Consider the following 18,665-nt stretch of genomic DNA (forward strand, 5'->3'; position numbering starts at 1 on the left):
AGATGAATCAGGAAGCAGCAGGCGGCGATTACCCCCACGGCATCAAGCTGGGGGTGGACGTCGGCACGGTTCGTGTCGGCGTCGCTGTCTGCGACCGTGACGGGATACTGGCCACCCCGCTCAGGACCCTGGAACGCAATGCCAAGAAGAATATCGACGTCAGGATTCTCGCCGGTCTCGCTGCGGAACTGGGGGCGGTGCAGATTTTCGTGGGTCTGCCCCGCACGCTCAAGGGGGAGGAACATGCCTCGGCGCGCATGGCCGAGGACTATGCACGCCTCCTGGTAGAGGCTCTGGAGCGTAGCGGTTTCGAGGTCCCGGTGAGCCTTATTGACGAGCGACTCAGCACGGTGACGGCGCACCGCGACCTTCACGCGGCTGGCATGAGCAGCCGTAACCACCGTAAAGTGGTTGATCAGGTTGCGGCAGCAGGTATTCTGCAGCACGCAATTGATATGCAAAAGGCCAGGGGAACGGACGTTGGAAGCCGCGTTTACGCGGTTTCCCGTGCGGGGCAATCCGGGGACACCACAGCGGAGGACGCTGGTAGGACTGTTCTTGGAGAAAACGAGCAATCTTCAGAACATGGAAGGCTACAGTGAGCCCGGTCGATCGTGACGAGTCCTCAGGTGATGCTTTCAGTGACCTCGGACGCCCTCTGACCCGCAAGGAACTGCGAGCCCGGGAAAAGCTGCTGGCAACACAGAGCCAGGATGCCGTGCCTCCCCAAGCTTACGTTGAAGATCCTCCCAGCAGGCCCCTGCCCGAGGTGCCGGCTCCTCCCGTTGAGAGTCCGCAGGTTCCCGCAGCGACACCGGAGCCGCCATCCGTCCAGGACGAGCCCATCTACCACTCGGAGCCCGTGTACCAGGAGCCGGTGCCGGTGGAGCACGAGGAGCCGGTGTATCAGGAGCCGGTGCATGACGAGCCCCTTCACAATGAGCCAATTCACAACGAGGAAGGTCATGAGCTTGTCACCGTGGGGGAGTTGCCGGCGACCCACAGCGCCTCGCACTTCACACAGCTCTCGGAGCCCGTGCCCGATCATGGCGGTCACGGGCACCACGAGTTCGACGACCATGTTGGGGCCGATGCACACCATTTCCATGACGAGGCCCTGGACGGACACCATCACGCGGATGAACAGGCCCATCATCTGGACCAGCACAGTCATCCGCTGGACGAGCACGCGCATGAGCACGGCCATCATCTGGACGCGCATGGCCACCCGCTGTTCGCTGATACGCCGGTGGTGAAGAAGGGCCCTTCGAAGAAAGTCCGCCGCCGCCGTCGCTTTCTCGCCTTGCTGCTCACGCTGGCCGTTTTCGTCACCGCGCTGGTGGTCGGTGCGCAGTTCCTGAAGCCGCTGCTGGGAATGGATAAGGTGGCGGATTACCCTGGGCCGGGCACCGGTCAGGTGAGCGTTACGGTCCAGCCCGGAGAGGGCGTACGGTCCGTCGCCACAAGGCTCGAGAGCGAGAAAATCGTTGCGAACGCAGACACTTTCGCGTCAGCCTTTGAGGCCGACGGCGGGACGCTCAGTCCTGGCGATTTCGTTTTCCGCCAGCAGATGAAGAACACCGATGCGGTGGCCATCCTGGTGGGCAAGGACCAAGGCAAGGTGATGTACTTCGCCTTGAGCGCAGGGCTGCGGGTCGATGAATCACTTGCCGCCATTGCGAAGGGATCCGGAATTCCTGAGTCTGAACTAAAGGCGCTCAGCGATTCCCCCGCCCAGTTCGGTGTCAGCGCCAAGGCAAAGAATCTTGAAGGTTTCCTCGCTCCCGGCGAATACCGCTTCCCCCTTGGCACAACAGCCAAGGAAATCGTGCAGAAGCTTGTCTCCACGACAGTGGACGAGCTCAAGGCGCAGGGCGTGACGGATCCCGAGAAACAATACGACGTCGTAACCGTTGCAAGCATCGTCCAGGCTGAAGGCGGGCAGGCCGAGTATGGAGACGTTGCCGGTGCCATCTACAACCGTCTGAAGCAGGACAACACAGAGACCAACGGGCTTATCCAGTCCGATGCCACGGTCACCTATGGGCTGGGCATCAAGAGCTTCCACATCAGTGAAGAGCAGAAGGCCGACAAGTCGAATCCGTACAACACGTACGCCAACGTCGGCTTGCCGGCGGGACCGATCGGTTCGCCGGGAAAGACAGCCATTGACGCTGCTGCGAAACCCAAGGCAAATGACTACCTGTACTGGGTGACCATCAATCTGGACACGAAGGAAACCAAGTTCTCGAAGACGTTGGCGGAGCATAGCGTCTACGTCGAGCAGTACAACGAATGGTGTGCTGCAAATTCGGGCCGCTGCGTATGAGCCAGCGGGCTGCAGTACTGGGACACCCCATTTCGCATTCCAAGTCGCCGGCACTCCACCGGGCGGCGTATGCCCTCCTGGACGAGGACATCTCGTATTCAGCCATTGATGTCACGGAAGATGCCCTTCCCGCATTTATGGCCGCCCTTCGTTCGGAAACGGACTGGCGCGGGCTTTCAGTGACCATGCCGCTGAAATCAGCGATGCTGCATGAAATGGATGAGGTTCGAGGAATCGCTCAGATCCTCAAGGTGGTAAACACCGTAGTGTTCGAAGCTGACGGGTCTGTCGTCCGCAGAATCGGCTACAACACCGATGTCGCCGGCATCGTCAATGCCGTCCGTCACGCCGGCAGCCCTCCAGCGCCATCAGCAGTAATCCTGGGCGGGGGTGGCACTGCTGCTGCCGCCGTCGCCGCTTTGAAAGACCTCGGTGCTGCCTCGGCGGATGTCTTTGTCCGTGACGTGAACCGTGGAGCTGAGGTCAAGGCAGCATCAGCCGGCGTTGGGCTGGACATCCAGGTGCTCCCCTTTTCAGAGGCCGCATCCGGCGTCGCCGCTGCCGACGTCGTCATATCCACTTTGCCTCCCCGCGGCGCTGACGCCCTGGCGGACGAGATGAGCGGACTCGGCTTGTCGTGTGACGGCGTTCTGCTGGACGCCGCGTACGATCCGTGGCCGAGCCGGATCGCGGCAGCATGGCAGAACGCGGGGGGCCGGGTGGTCCCTGGCCTTGAGATGCTGATCTATCAGGCGGCCGAGCAAGTGCGTCTCTTCACCGGCCGTGGCGCCGATGTCAATGAGAAAGTCATAGATGTGATGTGTGACTCAGTCGGGGCACCCCGACGGGTGTTGTAACCGCCATACGTGGCAGGATGGAAGATATGTTGCGTTGGTTGACTGCCGGTGAATCCCATGGTCCGGCCTTGGTCGGAATTATTGAAGGCGTTCCCGCAGGTGTTGAACTCACCAGCGGTCAGATAGCCGACTCGTTGGCACGCCGCCGCCTCGGTTATGGGCGTGGCGCCCGGATGAAGTTCGAGCAGGACGCCGTATCCATCCTCGGTGGCGTCCGTCACGGGCTGACCCAGGGAGGGCCCGTCGCCATCCAGGTCGGAAACACTGAGTGGCCCAAGTGGGAACAGATCATGTCTGCTGATCCCGTCGACGCCGAGCTGCTGGCCGACCAGGCCCGCAACGCACCGTTGACCAGGCCGCGCCCCGGCCATGCCGACTTCACCGGTATGCAGAAGTACGGCTTCGATGAGGCCCGTCCGGTTTTGGAACGCGCCAGCGCCCGTGAAACAGCCACTCGTGTTGCCCTTGGCACTGTGGCCTCGCAATACCTCAAGCAACTCGGCATTGAACTTGTGAGTCACACTGTTGCTATCGCCAGCGTCTCAGTACCCGAAGGCAGGCCTCTGCCGGTCCCGGCTAATGTCGTTGCACTCGACGCTGATCCTCTTCGCTGCTTTGACCGCGAGACGTCCGACGCCATGGTCGCCGAAGTGGATGCTGCCCACAAAGAGGGCGAAACGCTCGGTGGCGTCGTCGAGGTGTTGGCCTACGGGCTCCCGCCGGGACTGGGCAGCTACGTCCACTGGGACCGTCGTTTGGATTCCCGCCTCGCGGCGGCGCTCATGGGCATCCAGGCCATTAAGGGTGTGGAAGTGGGCGACGGTTTCCGGACCGCAGCCCGCCGGGGTTCGGCTGCCCATGATGAAATCGTCAGGGACATCGACGGGAAAATCATCCGCACAAGCAACCGTGCAGGCGGGATCGAGGGCGGCATGAGCATTGGCGACGTGCTGCGGGTCCGTGCCGCGATGAAGCCCATTGCCACCGTGCCTCGGGCACTCAAGACAATTGACGTCAGCACCGGCGAGGCTGCGAAGGCCCACCACCAGCGTTCGGACGTCTGCGCGGTTCCTGCTGCCGGAGTGGTCGCTGAAGCGATGGTGGCCTTGGTTCTCGCGGAGGCCGTCGCGGAGAAGTTCGGCGGAGATTCGGTGGCTGAAACTGCACGCAACATCAAGGGTTACCTGGAAAGCATCCCGGCGGCCCTGGATACGATCGGCCAGTAGTGCCGGCTGGTAAGGGAGCCCGGTTGAGTATTCCCGGGCCCATTGCGTTGATCGGGCCAATGGCGGTCGGGAAGACGGCCATTGGCCAACAGCTCGCCAAGCAACTGCGCGCGCCATTCGTCGACACGGACGCCCTGATTGTTGAAAATCACGGTTCCATCGCCGATATTTTCGCTGGCCGCGGCGAGCATGCTTTTCGGGAGATCGAAGCCCGGACAGTAGCCAGGGTCATTGAGGAGGCCGCCCGAACCCCGACAGTGATCTCACTGGGTGGGGGAGCGGTTTTGGATTCCGGCACCCAGCAGTTGTTGGCCCGGTGCATGGTGGTGTATCTGGAATGCGATCCGGAAACGGTCGCGGAACGTATCGCCAGGAATTCCGGCCGCCCCCTTTTGGCCGGAGATCCAATGAGCCGTTGGATGGAACTTTTCACCACCCGGCGCCCGGTGTACGAACGGCTCGCCGATCTGGTCTTTGACGTCCGGCACGGTTCTGTTTCAGAGCTGGGCCGGCGTCTGGAGGAAGCATTGCGTGACTTCCCCGAAGGGGCAGCATCAATCGCGAAGGAAACGGCCGCGGCACCGGCTGTACCCGAAAACGTAGCCGTGAAAGAGGAAGTTGAGCAGTGAGTAACGAATCAACCGTCATCAAAGTCACCGGCCAGTCGGCCGGAGAGAATTACGACGTCGTTGTGGGCCATGGCCTGCTCGATCAACTTCCCGCGGTGCTGGGGGAGCGGGTAAAGAGGGTCCTCGTCATCCATCCGCGCGCTCTCAGGCTGACCGGCGACACCGTTCGTGATGAGCTGACTGCTGCCGGGTTCACAGCGCTCACTGCTGAAATTCCGGATGCCGAAGAAGGCAAGCACATTCAGGTTGCCGCTTTCTGCTGGCAGGTCCTGGGCCAGAACGATTTCACCCGTTCTGATGCCATCGTTGCTGTTGGTGGCGGAGCCGTCACTGATCTTGCCGGATTCGTCGCGGCTACCTGGCTGCGCGGGGTGAAGGTTGTCCACATGCCCACCAGTCTCCTCGGAATGGTGGATGCCTCCGTTGGCGGTAAGACGGGCATCAACACCGCCGAGGGCAAGAACCTTGTGGGAGCTTTCCATCCACCCGCCGCCGTCCTGGTGGACCTTGACACCCTGAGCACACTGCCCAGGAACGAGATGATCTCGGGAATGGCCGAGGTCATCAAATGTGGGTTCATCGCAGATCCCACCATCCTGGACCTCGTGGAGAAGGACCCGGAGGCTGTCACGGATCCGGAGTCGGCAGTGCTCCGTGAACTCATCGAGCGGGCCATCACAGTCAAGGCCAAAGTGGTCTCCGAGGACCTCAAGGAATCCGGATCCAGGGAGTTCCTTAACTACGGGCACACGCTGGGCCACGCCATCGAACTGGTGGAGCGGTACTCCTGGCGGCACGGGGCAGCCGTTTCCGTCGGCATGATGTTTGCTGCAGAACTGTCCCGGAGCGTGGGGCGGCTCAGTGACGCGGAGGCCGACAGGCACCGCAGCATCCTTGAAACCCTTGGACTGCCGGTAACGTACCGCCGGGACCGGTGGCAAGGGCTTCTGGACGGAATGCGCCGGGACAAGAAGTCCCGTGGTGACCTTTTGCGCTTTGTGGTGCTCGACGGCGTCGGGCGTCCGGGAATCCTCGAGGTTCCCGATACCTCCCTGCTGTTTGCCGCCTACCAGGAGATTGCCTCCTGATGTATTCGGTAACTGGAGGAACCAGCGAATGGCCCGATGCAGGATTTCCCGGGATCAAAATCAACCCGGACACACTCACGCCCCACATCGTGGATGAAGAACTTTGCCAGACAGCGTTGGCCGCGTCCACTGACCCTTCCGACAGGATCTTTGTCCTTCTCGCCCAGGGCCATCCTGCTGATGCAGCCGAGTTGCTGGCTGAAGCACGTTATAAGGATCCGGAATCCTTCCGCCTGCGGACGTTTGAGGCTGAAGTGCTGCGGGTTTCCAACCGTTTCGACCGGTCGGTTGAACTGTATAAGCAGTTGCTGGCAGAGGTGCAAGGCACCCCGCGGGAAGCCGTGGTCCTTCAGCATCTGGGACGTGCCTACTACGCAGCAGGCAACACCGCATCGGCAGTGGACGCCTTCGCCAAGGCATTGGACCTTCGCGTCGCGGAAGCGGCCGACGCTGCGCTGATCTACAGCTCCACTGTGGCGTTGCAGCGCGCACGGAACGTCCTTGAGATGGCCTGCTAAGGAGCCAGAACCTGACGGGTCCGCTGTACCGGTAGAATGGTCTTTGGATTTTTGATAAATACGCGCTGGCGGGCCGTTTGGCGTGCCTGCCTGGCATAAGCGGCTGGCAGCCAGAACCAGTCACAGAGAAACCAGAGGAAATCAGTGGCAACCACTAACGACATCAAGAACGGTACCGTCCTGAAGCTGGAGGGCCAGCTCTGGAACATCATCGAGTTCCAGCACGTAAAGCCTGGCAAGGGCGGCGCGTTCGTCCGCACCAAGATGCGGAACGTTATGTCCGGCAAGGTTGTGGACAAGACCTTCAACGCCGGGCTCAAGATCGAAACAGCCACAGTGGACCGTCGGGACTACCAGTACCTGTACCAGGACGGCCCGGACTTCGTCTTCATGGACACCCAGGATTACGACCAGATCACCGTGACCGGTGCAACGGTGGGAGACGCCACCAATTTCATGCTGGAAAACCAGATGGTGAACATCGCCATCCACGAAGGCACGCCGCTTTACATTGAGCTTCCGCCGAGCGTTGTTCTTGAAATCACTTACACGGAGCCGGGCCTGCAGGGCGACCGCTCCTCAGCCGGTACCAAGCCGGCAACCCTGGAGACCGGCTACGAGATCCAGGTCCCGCTCTTCGTGGAGAACAACACCAAGGTCAAGGTCGACACCCGTGACGGTAGCTATCTTGGCCGGGTCAACGACTAGTGAGTGCACGCGGTAAAGCCCGGAACCGGGCTCTTGATGTACTTTTTGAGGCGGAGCAGCGTTCCGTTTCAGCGTTCGACGTCCTGAGGTCACGACGCGAAAAGACCGACCAGATCGTCAATCCTTATACCCTCGAAATCGTTGAGGGCGTGGTTTCTCACCAGAGCGCGATCGATGAGTTCCTCGAAACCTATTCCCAGGGCTGGACCCTGGAGCGGATGCCCTCGGTGGACAGGATCATTTTGCGGATCGGCACCTGGGAGCTGCTCTACAACGACGACATTCCTGACGGTGTTGCCGTCAGCGAAGCCGTGGCGTTGGCTAAGACGCTGTCGACCGATGAATCGCCGTCGTTCATCAATGGCCTTCTGGGCCGGCTCCAGCAGCTGAAGCCATCGCTGCTGGCATAACCTGCAGCACCTCCCGGATAGCCCCGACCAGGAATTGAGAAGTTCAACCCTGGCCGGGGCTTTTCTGTCCCTCATGCCGGACGAGCCACTCCGCCCAACGACGTAGCGGGCGAACTCCGCTGCATGCCCGGGCTGCATGGTCAGGTTCGAGGCGGCCGGCCGGAGGCGTTTCTTCCCCGTGTGGCCTGTTTCTCAGCCTGCGACTGCAGCCCGCAAGGCGACGATGTCGCGTAACTGACGTTGCTCATCATGCTGGTGGCCCTGGACGTCACGTCCGCTGAGGATGCGTTGCCGCGTAAACGCCAATTGCGTCGCGGCACGCAGGAAGGCCTTCATCTGGTGCCCTCGGCCAAAACTCTTCGCCCAGCGGATGGCGGAGCGGCGCCCGCTCGCTGTGGCCAGCATGGCCACCTCGGGAGGCGTGAACCATCCTGCGGCCGAATACTCCAGCAGGCGCTGGCGCGTGAGCCGGTTCTCGGCAACACGCAGCAGGATCACAACGACGATGGCCAGCACGAAAATAGGTACCTGGACGAAGATGTACTGCGTGAGGAAATTCTGTCCCATGCTGTTCCATTGACTGTGCAGAATCATCGCTGGGATGAGCCCAAAGACGAAGCCCAGAACTGACAGCCCATGGTGCCAGCGGCGGGCAGCGAGTCCCATGATGAGGCCGGTGGCCCCCGTGAAAATGGCGTGGGCAAAGGGAGACATGACGCCGCGGAGGAAGAACACACGGGCGAGGTCGCTGCCGGGGTCGCTGGATTCAGCAATGGCCCGGCCAAAGTAGAGGATGTTTTCGGTGAAAGCGAACCCGCCTGCAATGGTGAAGGCGAACACGATGCCGTCCACTGGACCATCAAAATGCTTCCGCGCCAGCAAGAGGAGCAGGAGCAGCCCGAGGGACTTCGCAAACTCTTCCACGACAGGGGCCCTGACTGTCACAGCGAATGTCAGGAAGTCCATTCCGGCCGGTGGAGGTGCAATCAGCGGGAAATAAGGCTGGATGAGCAGGGTGACGGAAATTGAGCCAATCGCGCCCCACATAAACGCGAAAATCAGCAGCCGCTTCGGCTCAGGCTCCCAGCGGTCTATGACAGAGACGGCCAGCAGGACGGCGCCCAGGGGAATCAGCGAAGCCACAAAACCAATGACGAATCCTGCAATGCCTGTATTGCCCACCAGGAACGGGAGGACCAGGAACAGGCCCATGAAGGCCACGGCCACGCCACCAAGCACAAGTCCGAGGACCCCCGCAGAGGCGCGGCGCCGGGATTCCACCCGCAACGCGGGCGGTACCACCGGGCTGACCGCTCCGGCAGGGTTGACGGGCGCCTGCCGGTAGTTCTGCGGCTGGACCCTTCCCATCCACGTCGGGTTCGTTTCCGCCCTGAAGGGGACCTGGTGCGCATGCGGATTTCGGCCGGACGGATCCTGCCACGGCTGGTTGCTGGTCATGAACAAAAGCCTAGGGGCTCCAGGGACCATGCGCAGACAGCCCGGCGCAAAGACGGGAACTGCAGCTGTTGGATGAGCCGGAAGGGGCCGTAAGTGTGGGTAGGGACACTCCCTGGCGGGTCAGGCTCGGGCAGCCGGTGTGGTAATTTTGGAAGGCAAATGTTCCTTTTTTAATTCCGTCCCGTGAGGCGGGGAAAGGGGAGACGAGCGTTGGCTTCTGTCACACAGGCACCCGTGCCCGCCAGGGTTGTACTCAATCAGGCGGACATCGACCGTGCACTCACTCGTATCGCCCATGAGATCCTCGAGTCCAACAAAGGCTCCCGGGATCTGGTGCTTCTCGGCATCCCGCGGCGTGGTTACCCACTCGCGGTCCGGCTGGCGCAAAAAATCGCAGCCGCCGATCCCGACGTCGACCCCGCCGCCATCGTTGGCCAACTGGACGTCACAATGTTCCGGGACGATCTCTCGCATCAGCCAACCCGGCCGCCATATCCCACTCAGCTTCCGCTCACCGGAATCGATAACAAGGTTGTTGTGCTCATAGACGACGTCCTCTACTCCGGACGCACCATTCGTGCAGCCCTGGACGCGATCATCGACCTCGGCCGCCCCCGGATTGTCCGATTGGCGGTCCTCATCGACCGCGGACACCGGGAACTCCCCATCCGGGCCGATCACGTGGGCAAGAATCTGCCCACCTCGTCAGCAGAGAAAGTCCGTGTAAGGCTCGAAGAAACTGATTCCCGGGATGGCGGGCCCGTCAACGAGGTCGTTATTGAGGCAGGCGCATGAGGCATCTGCTGTCCACCGAGGATCTCAGCCTGCACAACGCAAAACGTATCCTGGACACTGCCGAAGAGATGGCCGCCGTAGGGGAGCGCGAAGTCAAAAAGCTCCCGGCGCTCCGTGGCCGCACCGTGGTGAATCTGTTCTTCGAAGATTCCACACGGACCCGGATTTCGTTTGAGGCCGCAGCCAAGCGGCTTTCCGCCGACGTCATCAACTTCGCAGCCAAAGGATCATCGGTTTCCAAGGGCGAGTCGCTGAAGGACACGGCGCAGACCCTGGCAGCCATGGGAGCCGACGCCGTCGTCATCCGTCACTGGGCGTCCGGCGCACCGCATCGCCTGGCAGCAACGGACTGGATTGATGCGGCGGTGATCAACGCCGGCGACGGTACTCACGAGCACCCCACGCAAGCACTCCTGGATGCGTTCACCATGCGCCGGCACTGGGCCAAGCTCGGTGGACTCCCGTCAGCGGGAGGTGACCTGAAGGGCATGCGCGTGGCCATCGCCGGCGATGTTCTGCACTCCAGGGTTGCGCGGTCGAATGTATGGCTCCTCCGGACGCTGGGAGCGCAGGTCACCTTGGTTGCGCCCCCCACTCTGCTGCCCATCGGCGTCGAGCAATGGCCCTGCAGCGTGAGCTATGACCTCGATGAGACCCTTGAGAAAGGCGTCGACGCCGTCATGATGCTGCGTGTCCAGGGCGAGCGGATGAATGCCTCATTCTTCCCCTCAACCCGGGAATACTCCCGCCGGTGGGGGTTCGATGACAACCGGCTGCGTACGCTTGACCGTATAGGGCTCAAGGACACCATCATCATGCACCCCGGCCCCATGAACCGGGGCCTCGAAATTTCTGCAGCCGCTGCCGACTCGCACCGTTCCACCGTACTTTCACAGGTGCGGAACGGCGTGTCCGTCCGGATGGCTGCCCTGTACTTGCTGCTCTCCGGGGAAACCCGCGAGCCAGCCGCCAATTTGAGCAAGGAGAGCAACTGATGGCAAGCAACAACGGCGTATACCTCGTCCGGGGTGCCGCAATTCTCGATGGTGCCAAGGAAGACCTCCTTATCCGGGACGGCTTCATCGTGGACCGGGGTGTCAACATCAACGCTGATGGCGCCACCGTCATTGAGGGCGAGGGCCTGGTTGCACTGCCGGGCATGGTGGATGTCCATACCCACCTGCGGGAACCGGGCCGCGAGGATGCGGAAACAGTGGAAACAGGGACACGGGCTGCGGCTTTGGGCGGTTTCACTGCCGTGCACGCGATGGCCAACAGCACTCCCGTGGCAGACACCGCCGGAGTGGTGGAGCAGGTCCACAGCCTTGGCCAGACAGCGGGCTGGGTGGACGTCCGGCCCGTAGGAGCCGTCACCGTCGGACTCGCCGGCGAGCAGCTTGCGGAGCTGGGCGCCATGGCTGACTCCCGTGCGCAGGTGCGCATGTTCTCCGACGACGGCCTCTGCGTCCATGATCCCGTGCTGATGCGCCGTGCCTTGGAATACGTCAAAGCGTTCGACGGCGTCGTAGCTCAGCACGCGCAGGAACCCCGGCTCACCGAGGGTGCCCAGATGAACGAAGGCGACGTCTCCGCAGTCCTGGGACTGGCAGGCTGGCCGGCCGTTGCCGAGGAAAGCATCATTGCCCGCGATGTGCTGCTGACCCAGCACGTCGGATCCCGGCTCCACGTCTGCCACGTCTCCACGGCAGGGTCTGTTGAGATCATCCGCTGGGCGAAGGCGCGCGGCATCAACGTCACGGCCGAAGTCACCCCGCACCACCTCCTGCTGACGGACGAGCTGGTCCGCAGCTACGATCCTGTGTACAAGGTGAACCCGCCGCTGCGCACTGACGCCGACGTCCAGGCTCTGCGTGCCGCCCTTGCCGATGGAACCATCGACGTCGTGGGTACAGACCACGCCCCGCACCCCAGCGAACACAAGGAATGCGAATGGGCACAGGCTGCGATGGGCATGACCGGCCTGGAAACTGCCCTCTCCGTGGTGCAGCAGACCATGATCGAAACCGGGCTGATGTCGTGGTCCGATTTCGCCAGGGTCACCTCCACGGCTCCCGCGGCCATAGGCCGGCTGGCAGATCAGGGCCGCCCGCTCGAAACAGGCGAACCAGCAAACATCATTCTGGTGGACCCCGCCGCGCGCTGGACAGTTGACCCCTCCACCATGGCCACCATGGGACGCAATTCTCCTTTTGCCGGCAGGGAACTCCCGGGCAAGGTCGTGGCAACGTTCTTCAAAGGCCATCCCACGGTTCTCGAGGGCAAGCTGAACACGCCCTACCGCAACACTGCCGCTGTGCAGCAGGCGGTACCGGCCGCTGGTCCGGTGAGCGGCCTCTGATGGACAAAATACTGCCCGGAATCGGGATGCTCGCCGTGGCGGCCGTCATCTTCGTGATGATCGGAATCGGCTGGCGCAACCGCCGTCGCCGGCAGGCCGACGTCGAACCTTTGCCTGCCGTTCCTGCCCGGCTGGACCCCGCAATCACCAAAGCCGAGGGCCAATACGTAACCACCACAACGGCCGGTGACTGGCTGGACCGCATCGCCGTCCACGGGCTGGGAATCCGAACCAACGCCGTCCTGCAGGCGCACCCTGAGGGCGCGCTTTTCGAGCGGACCGGGGCCGGCCCCCTGTTTATCCCCGCCGGCAATCTCACCGGTATCCGGCTCGACAGCGGGATGGCAGGCAAATTTGTTGAAAAGGACGGATTGCTCATCATCAGCTGGATGCTGGGTGACCACGAACTGGACACCGGGTTCCGCACCCGGCGCGCTGAAGATAAGACAGCGCTTCTCAAGGTATTTCAAGAATTAATCCCGGCAGGCCCCCAGGCAGATGCCGATAGTGGAAAGTAAAGATGTGACGGCAACAGAAGTGACAGAAACAGAAGCGATTTCGAAGGCCACCGGTGCCGCCCTGGTACTGGAGGATGGACGGATCTTCCGCGGCAGCAGCTATGGCGCCCAGGGCACCGCGCTCGGCGAAGCAGTCTTCGCCACGGGCATGACGGGCTACCAGGAGACAATCACTGATCCGTCCTACTCACGCCAGCTTGTGGTGCAGACAGCGCCGCACATCGGTAATACCGGCGTGAACAGCGACGACGCCGAATCCCGCCGGATCTGGGTGGCCGGCTATATTGTCCGCGACGCGGCCCGCCGTCCCTCGAACTGGCGCTCTGAGCGGTCCCTTGACGAGGAACTCATCGAGCAGGGCATCGTCGGCATCCAGGGCGTGGACACCCGTGCCATCACCCGCCACCTGCGCGAACACAAAACGATGCGCGCCGGCATCTTCTCCGGCGACGCCGCCACTGCCACGGACAAGGAGCTCCTGGACCAGGTGCTGGCGAGTGCTCCCATGGAGGGAGCACGCCTGGCCGAAGAGGTCAGCGTCGAGGAAGCCTACGTCGTAGAGCCCAAGGATCACGGGTGGGAAGGCGAGGTGCGCTTCAGCATTGCCGCCATCGACCTTGGCATTAAGGCGATGACTCCCAAGCGCTTCGCGGAACGCGGCGTACGCGTCCATGTTTTGCCTGCCACGGCCACCATCGAGGAAGTCAACGCAGTCAGCCCGGACGGATTCTTTATGTCCAACGGTCCCGGCGACCCCGCGACAGCCGACAAGCAGGTCAAACTGCTGCGTTCGGTCCTGGATGAGAAGCTTCCCTATTTCGGTATCTGCTTCGGCAACCAGATCCTGGGACGGGCATTGGGCTTTGGCACCTACAAACTCCGGTACGGCCATCGCGGCATCAACCAGCCTGTGATGGACCGCCGCACCGGCAAGGTCGAGATCACGTCCCAGAACCATGGCTTCGCCGTCGATGCACCCCTGGACGGAGCCACCATGGCTCCCGAGGAGCGCTACGGACGTGTTGAGGTCAGCCACGTAAGCCTCAACGACGACGTCGTCGAGGGCCTTGCGTGCCTGGACATCCCGGCATTTTCGGTCCAGTACCACCCCGAAGCTGCCGCCGGTCCGCACGACGCCGCGTACCTGTTCGACCGTTTCATCCAGCTGATGGCTGGCCAGCGGGACGGCCAAACGGCAAACCTCTCTGAGGGACCAGAGGCAGCGGAATCCGAAGACTCCGCCGCAGGCGACGCCCAGAACGTTAACGAAAACAAGACTGAGGACAACAAGTAATGCCCAAGAGAACTGACCTAAAGAGCGTCCTGGTCATCGGTTCCGGCCCGATTGTCATCGGCCAGGCCGCTGAATTCGACTACTCCGGCACCCAGGCACTGCGTGTCCTCAAGGAGGAGGGCCTGCGCGTTATCCTGGTCAACTCCAACCCCGCCACCATCATGACGGATCCCGAGTTCGCCGACGCGACCTACATCGAGCCCATCACCCCCGAGGTTGTGGAGAAGATCATCGCGAAGGAACGCCCCGACGCGGTACTGCCCACCCTTGGCGGCCAGACGGCACTGAACACGGCCATCGCGCTGGACAAAAACGGTGTACTCGAGAAGTACAACGTGGAACTCATTGGTGCGAACATCGCTGCCATTGAACTCGGCGAAGACCGCGAAAAATTCAAGGGCGTCGTGGAGCGCTGCGGTGCCGAATCAGCACGCAGCCACATCATCCACACCATTGACGAAGCACTCAAGGCCGCGGAAGACCTTGGCTACCCGATGGTGGTCCGCCCCTCCTTCACGATGGGAGGCCTCGGTTCAGGGCTCGCCTACAACGAGGGTGACCTGCTGAGGATCGTTGGCCAGGGCCTGCAGTACAGCCCCACCAGCGAGGTGCTGCTCGAAGAGAGCATCCTCGGCTGGAAGGAATACGAACTCGAAATGATGCGGGACAAGAACGACAACGTCGTTGTTGTCTGTTCCATCGAAAACTTCGATCCCGTAGGCGTCCACACCGGTGACTCAATCACTGTTGCACCTGCCCTGACGCTCACTGACCGCGAATACCAGCGCCTGCGCGACATCTCTATCGCCGTCATCCGTGAAGTGGGCGTGGACACCGGTGGCTGTAACATCCAGTTCGCCATTGAGCCGGACACCGGCCGCGTTGTGGTCATCGAAATGAACCCCCGCGTCTCCCGTTCCTCCGCCCTGGCTTCCAAGGCGACGGGATTCGCGATCGCTAAGATCGCCACCAAGCTGTCACTGGGCTACACCCTGGACGAGATCCCCAACGACATCACGCAGAAGACCCCGGCTTCCTTCGAGCCGACGCTGGACTACGTTGTGGTGAAGGTGCCCCGGTTCGCCTTCGAGAAGTTCCCGGCCGCTGACCCCACCCTGACCACCACCATGAAATCGGTGGGCGAGGCCATGGCCATGGGCCGCAACTTCACTGAGGCGCTGCAGAAGGCACTGAGGTCCTTGGAGCAGAAGGGTTCGCAGCTGGACTTCAGCTCGGTCCCTGAATGGGAAGTCCCGGAACTCATCGAAAAGGCCAAGCGGCCCACCACGGAGCGCCTCCACCAGGTCCAGCGCGCCATGCTTGGGGGCGCGAGCGTCGAGGAACTTTTCGAAGCCACCAAGATCGATCCCTGGTTCCTGGACCAGCTGCAGCTGCTCAACGAAATCTCCCGCGAGATCCGGACGTCCACCGCGCTGACGCAGGAGATGCTGCAGCGGGCCAAGCGCCACGGTTTCTCCGACGAGCAGATCGGCAGCCTGACCCACAACTCAGAGGCCGTAGTCAGGGGTGTCCGGCAGGCCCTCGGCATCCGGCCGGTCTACAAAACCGTGGATACCTGTGCCGCTGAATTCGCTGCCTACACGCCGTACCACTACTCCTCCTACGACGAAGAGGACGAGGTGGCGCTGCACTCCAAGCCGTCCATCCTCATCCTCGGATCCGGCCCCAACCGCATCGGCCAGGGCATCGAATTCGATTACTCCTGCGTCCACGCCTCCATGGCATTGCGCAAGGCCGGCTACGAGACCGTCATGGTCAACTGCAACCCGGAGACGGTATCCACCGACTACGACGTCTCCACACGGCTGTACTTCGAACCGCTGACCCTCGAGGACGTCCTCGAAGTCATCGCGGCAGAGGAGCGCACCGGCGGTGTCATGGGCGTTTTCGTCCAGCTCGGCGGCCAGACGCCGCTGAAACTGGCGCAGCAGCTTGCCGACGCCGGCGTGCCCATCCTCGGCACGTCCCCGGAAGCGATCGACCTCGCTGAGCACCGCGGCGCCTTCAGCCGGGTGCTGGACGAAGCGGGCCTGATCTCGCCGAAGAACGGGACCGCGGTCTCCTTCGACGACGCCAAGAAGATCGCCGATGAAATCGGTTACCCGGTGCTGGTCCGTCCGTCCTACGTGCTGGGCGGCCGCGGGATGGAAATCGTCTACGACGAGCCCAACCTCTCCCGCTACATCGCCAACGCCACGGAAATCACCACCGATCATCCGGTGCTGATTGACCGCTTCCTTGAGGACGCCGTCGAGATCGACGTCGACGCCCTCTATGACGGCAAGGACATGTACCTCGGCGGCATCATGGAGCACATCGAGGAAGCCGGGATCCACTCCGGTGACTCCGCTTGCGTGCTGCCTCCGATCACCTTGGGCAACAACGTGATCGAGCGGGTGCGGGTTGCCACCCGGGCCATCGCTGAAGGTGTGGGTGTCCGCGGTCTCATCAACATCCAGTTCGCCCTGGCCTCCGACGTCCTGTACGTGCTCGAAGCCAACCCGCGCGCTTCCCGTACAGTGCCGTTCGTGTCCAAGGCAACCGGAGTGCAGATGGCGAAGGCCGCGGCACTGATCGGTACCGGCATCACGATCAACCAGTTGCGCAGCGCCTACAAGATGCTGCCCGAAAGCGGTGACGGCTCCACTCTTCCCCTGGACGCTCCCGTCTCGGTCAAGGAAGCGGTCCTGCCTTTCAGCCGGTTCCGGACGCCGGAGGGCACAGTTGTGGATTCGCTGCTCGGCCCGGAAATGCGTTCCACGGGCGAAGTCATGGGGATCGACAAGCACTTTGACACTGCCTTCGCCAAGAGCCAGGCAGCCGCCAACAACGCCCTACCCACCGAAGGCAAGATTTTTGTCTCCGTGGCGAACCGCGACAAGCGCTCGGTGATCATGGGTGTCAAGCGCCTCTCCGACCTCGGCTTCGAAATTGTCTCCACGGGGGGCACTGCTGATGTCCTGCGGCGCAACGGAATCCAGGCGACCCCCGTTCGGAAGGTCGCTGAAGGAAGCAGCGCCGAGGGCGAAGGCACCATTGCCGATCTCATCATTGCCGGTGAAATTGACATGGTCTTCAACACGCCTTCCGGCGGCGAAGCCCGCAGCGATGGCTACGAACTGCGCGCCGCAGCAACGTCCATCGGCATCCCCTGCATCACGACGGTGGCCGAGTTTAATGCAGCCGTCCAGGCCATTGAGGCGTTGCGGACGTATGAGTGGTCGGTTACCAGCCTTCAGGAGCACGCTGCTGCACTGTTTGCCTCGCAAACCAGGGATTCCGAGGAAGCAGCAGCCAAGAATGCCTGAGCCTGAGGCAGCAATCACGGCCAGCCGGGAGTCCTTTGGCTCCCGGCTGGGCCAAGCCATGGCCGAGCGCGGCCCGCTATGCGTCGGCATTGATCCACACCCGGCTTTGCTGAAGAGCTGGGGACTGGACGACGACGCCGCTGGCTTGAGGCGCTTTTCGCTGAAGGCCTTGGAGGCGGTCGGTTCGCTCGCTGCCGCGGTAAAGCCGCAGGTGGCGCTTTACGAGCGTCACGGTTCGGCCGGCATGGCGGTGCTGGAGGAAGTTCTTGCCGTGGCGCGGGACGAGGGCGTGCTAACCATCGCCGACGCCAAGCGCGGTGACATCGGATCCACCATGGCCGCATACGCTGATGCCTGGCTGCGGGACGGCTCGTCGCTTGCGGCGGACTCGGTTACCCTCAGCCCCTACCTCGGCTTCGAGTCTTTGCGGCCGGCCCTGGATCTGGCGGCCGAGCATGGGCGCGGCGTCTTTGTCCTGGCGCTGACCTCCAATCCTGAAGGCGCATCCGTCCAGCACGTGGGTGGTGACGATTCGGTCGCCCGACGCATTGTTGAGGCCGCAGCGGGGGAGAACACCCGCTACGGGAGGTCCTTGGGCTCTGTGGGCCTGGTGGTCGGCGCAACAGTGGGCAACGCCCTGTCCAACCTCAACCTGGACCTCGCCTCGGTCCGGGGCCCCATTCTGGCTCCCGGCCTCGGTGCCCAAGGTGCCACACCAGCTGACCTCCGCCGAACGTTCGGACCGGCGTACGCGCAGGTCCTCGGGACATCCAGCAGGGACATCCTGAAAGCGGGTCCGGGGCTCACGTCCCTTCGGGACGCTGCCCTTGCCACCCTTGAAGGCCTACGGGCCGCCTGATGGGCCTGCCGGCACTGACGCAACAGGATCGGGTGGCGGCCCTGAACAAGGCAGCCGCCGCCCGGGCCGCACGCGCCGCCGCTAAGGAGCAACTGAAGGCCGGAACTCTTTCCGTCAATGAGCTCCTGAATGCAGCAACCCAGGACGACGCGATCGCACGGATGAGGGTCACCGAACTCCTTGAGTCCCTGCCTGGCGTTGGCGCAGTAACGGCGCGCAACCTACTGGAGCAATTGGGGATTGCTGCCTCGAGAAGGGTGAAGGGCCTGGGAACCCGCCAGCGCGAGG

The 18,665-nt window shown here is 62.6% G+C and carries 17 protein-coding genes and 1 pseudogene; 17 read left to right on the forward strand and 1 reads right to left on the reverse strand.

Annotated elements, in window-relative coordinates; all coding sequences use genetic code 11:
• Window positions 1–2: 2 nt before the first annotated feature.
• The 9 genes from ruvX to nusB all read left to right on the forward strand — a co-directional run bounded on the left by ruvX (window position 3) and on the right by nusB (window position 7,765).
• Complete coding sequence (gene ruvX / locus M1E05_RS10045; RefSeq protein ID WP_458111036.1) at window positions 3–602, forward strand: Holliday junction resolvase RuvX; 600 nt, start codon at window positions 3–5, stop codon at window positions 600–602.
• Window positions 599–2,329 carry an endolytic transglycosylase MltG gene (gene mltG, locus M1E05_RS10050; RefSeq protein WP_461165150.1) on the forward strand — a complete coding sequence of 577 codons (1,731 nt, stop codon included), beginning with the start codon at window positions 599–601 and terminating at the stop codon, window positions 2,327–2,329. Before ruvX ends, mltG begins: the two co-directional genes overlap by 4 nt.
• Entirely contained in the window at window positions 2,326–3,186 is an 861-nt protein-coding gene (locus M1E05_RS10055) for a shikimate dehydrogenase (protein ID WP_461165151.1), read from the forward strand. Before mltG ends, M1E05_RS10055 begins: the two co-directional genes overlap by 4 nt.
• A 26-nt stretch (window positions 3,187–3,212) precedes the next feature.
• Window positions 3,213–4,412, forward strand: coding sequence for a chorismate synthase (aroC, locus tag M1E05_RS10060; RefSeq protein WP_458111032.1), 1,200 nt, complete (start codon window positions 3,213–3,215; stop codon window positions 4,410–4,412).
• A 59-nt stretch (window positions 4,413–4,471) separates the two neighbouring features.
• Window positions 4,472–5,041 (forward strand): shikimate kinase, encoded by a 570-nt coding sequence (locus M1E05_RS10065; RefSeq protein ID WP_458114506.1) that lies wholly within the window; start codon window positions 4,472–4,474, stop codon window positions 5,039–5,041.
• Window positions 5,038–6,129 carry a 3-dehydroquinate synthase gene (gene aroB, locus M1E05_RS10070; RefSeq protein ID WP_461165152.1) on the forward strand — a complete coding sequence of 364 codons (1,092 nt, stop codon included), beginning with the start codon at window positions 5,038–5,040 and terminating at the stop codon, window positions 6,127–6,129. The genes M1E05_RS10065 and aroB overlap by 4 nt, the downstream gene beginning before the upstream one ends.
• Window positions 6,129–6,647 carry a tetratricopeptide repeat protein gene (locus M1E05_RS10075; RefSeq protein ID WP_461165153.1) on the forward strand — a complete coding sequence of 173 codons (519 nt, stop codon included), beginning with the start codon at window positions 6,129–6,131 and terminating at the stop codon, window positions 6,645–6,647. Before aroB ends, M1E05_RS10075 begins: the two co-directional genes overlap by 1 nt.
• Window positions 6,648–6,791: 144 nt before the next feature.
• Entirely contained in the window at window positions 6,792–7,355 is a 564-nt protein-coding gene (efp, locus tag M1E05_RS10080) for an elongation factor P (protein ID WP_461165154.1), read from the forward strand.
• Window positions 7,355–7,765: a transcription antitermination factor NusB gene (gene nusB / locus M1E05_RS10085; protein WP_458111029.1), complete on the forward strand. Its 411-nt coding sequence runs from the start codon at window positions 7,355–7,357 to the stop codon at window positions 7,763–7,765. The genes efp and nusB overlap by 1 nt, the downstream gene beginning before the upstream one ends.
• Window positions 7,766–7,957: 192 nt before the next feature.
• Here nusB and M1E05_RS10090 read toward each other — a convergent pair whose 3' ends face one another.
• Entirely contained in the window at window positions 7,958–9,223 is a 1,266-nt protein-coding gene (locus M1E05_RS10090) for a PrsW family intramembrane metalloprotease (RefSeq protein WP_461165155.1), read from the reverse strand.
• A 210-nt stretch (window positions 9,224–9,433) separates the two neighbouring features.
• Here M1E05_RS10090 and pyrR point away from each other — a divergent pair, with 210 nt between their 5' ends.
• The 8 genes and pseudogenes from pyrR to mihF all read left to right on the forward strand — a co-directional run.
• A complete protein-coding gene (gene pyrR, locus M1E05_RS10095; protein ID WP_458111027.1) occupies window positions 9,434–10,018 on the forward strand; it encodes a bifunctional pyr operon transcriptional regulator/uracil phosphoribosyltransferase PyrR in 585 nt (194 codons plus the stop codon).
• Window positions 10,015–11,013 carry an aspartate carbamoyltransferase catalytic subunit gene (locus tag M1E05_RS10100; RefSeq protein ID WP_458111026.1) on the forward strand — a complete coding sequence of 333 codons (999 nt, stop codon included), beginning with the start codon at window positions 10,015–10,017 and terminating at the stop codon, window positions 11,011–11,013. Before pyrR ends, M1E05_RS10100 begins: the two co-directional genes overlap by 4 nt.
• Window positions 11,013–12,377 carry a dihydroorotase gene (locus M1E05_RS10105; protein ID WP_461165156.1) on the forward strand — a complete coding sequence of 455 codons (1,365 nt, stop codon included), beginning with the start codon at window positions 11,013–11,015 and terminating at the stop codon, window positions 12,375–12,377. Before M1E05_RS10100 ends, M1E05_RS10105 begins: the two co-directional genes overlap by 1 nt.
• The gene (locus M1E05_RS10110) at window positions 12,377–12,895 is read left to right on the forward strand and encodes a PH-like domain-containing protein (protein ID WP_461165157.1); all 519 of its coding nucleotides are present in this window, start codon (window positions 12,377–12,379) and stop codon (window positions 12,893–12,895) included. Before M1E05_RS10105 ends, M1E05_RS10110 begins: the two co-directional genes overlap by 1 nt.
• Window positions 12,876–14,189, forward strand: a complete 1,314-nt coding sequence (gene carA, locus M1E05_RS10115; RefSeq protein WP_461165158.1) for a glutamine-hydrolyzing carbamoyl-phosphate synthase small subunit — start codon at window positions 12,876–12,878, stop codon at window positions 14,187–14,189. The genes M1E05_RS10110 and carA overlap by 20 nt, the downstream gene beginning before the upstream one ends.
• Window positions 14,189–17,518 carry a carbamoyl-phosphate synthase large subunit gene (gene carB / locus M1E05_RS10120; protein WP_458111022.1) on the forward strand — a complete coding sequence of 1,110 codons (3,330 nt, stop codon included), beginning with the start codon at window positions 14,189–14,191 and terminating at the stop codon, window positions 17,516–17,518. Before carA ends, carB begins: the two co-directional genes overlap by 1 nt.
• Window positions 17,511–18,377, forward strand: a complete 867-nt coding sequence (pyrF, locus tag M1E05_RS10125) for an orotidine-5'-phosphate decarboxylase (RefSeq protein ID WP_458111021.1) — start codon at window positions 17,511–17,513, stop codon at window positions 18,375–18,377. Before carB ends, pyrF begins: the two co-directional genes overlap by 8 nt.
• Window positions 18,377–18,619 (forward strand): annotated as a pseudogene (mihF, locus tag M1E05_RS10130) (integration host factor, actinobacterial type); the annotation flags it as partial. The gene pyrF and the pseudogene mihF, both read left to right, overlap by 1 nt.
• Window positions 18,620–18,665: the final 46 nt, after the last annotated feature.

It is taken from the genome of Arthrobacter sp. R4-81, assembly GCF_054792365.1.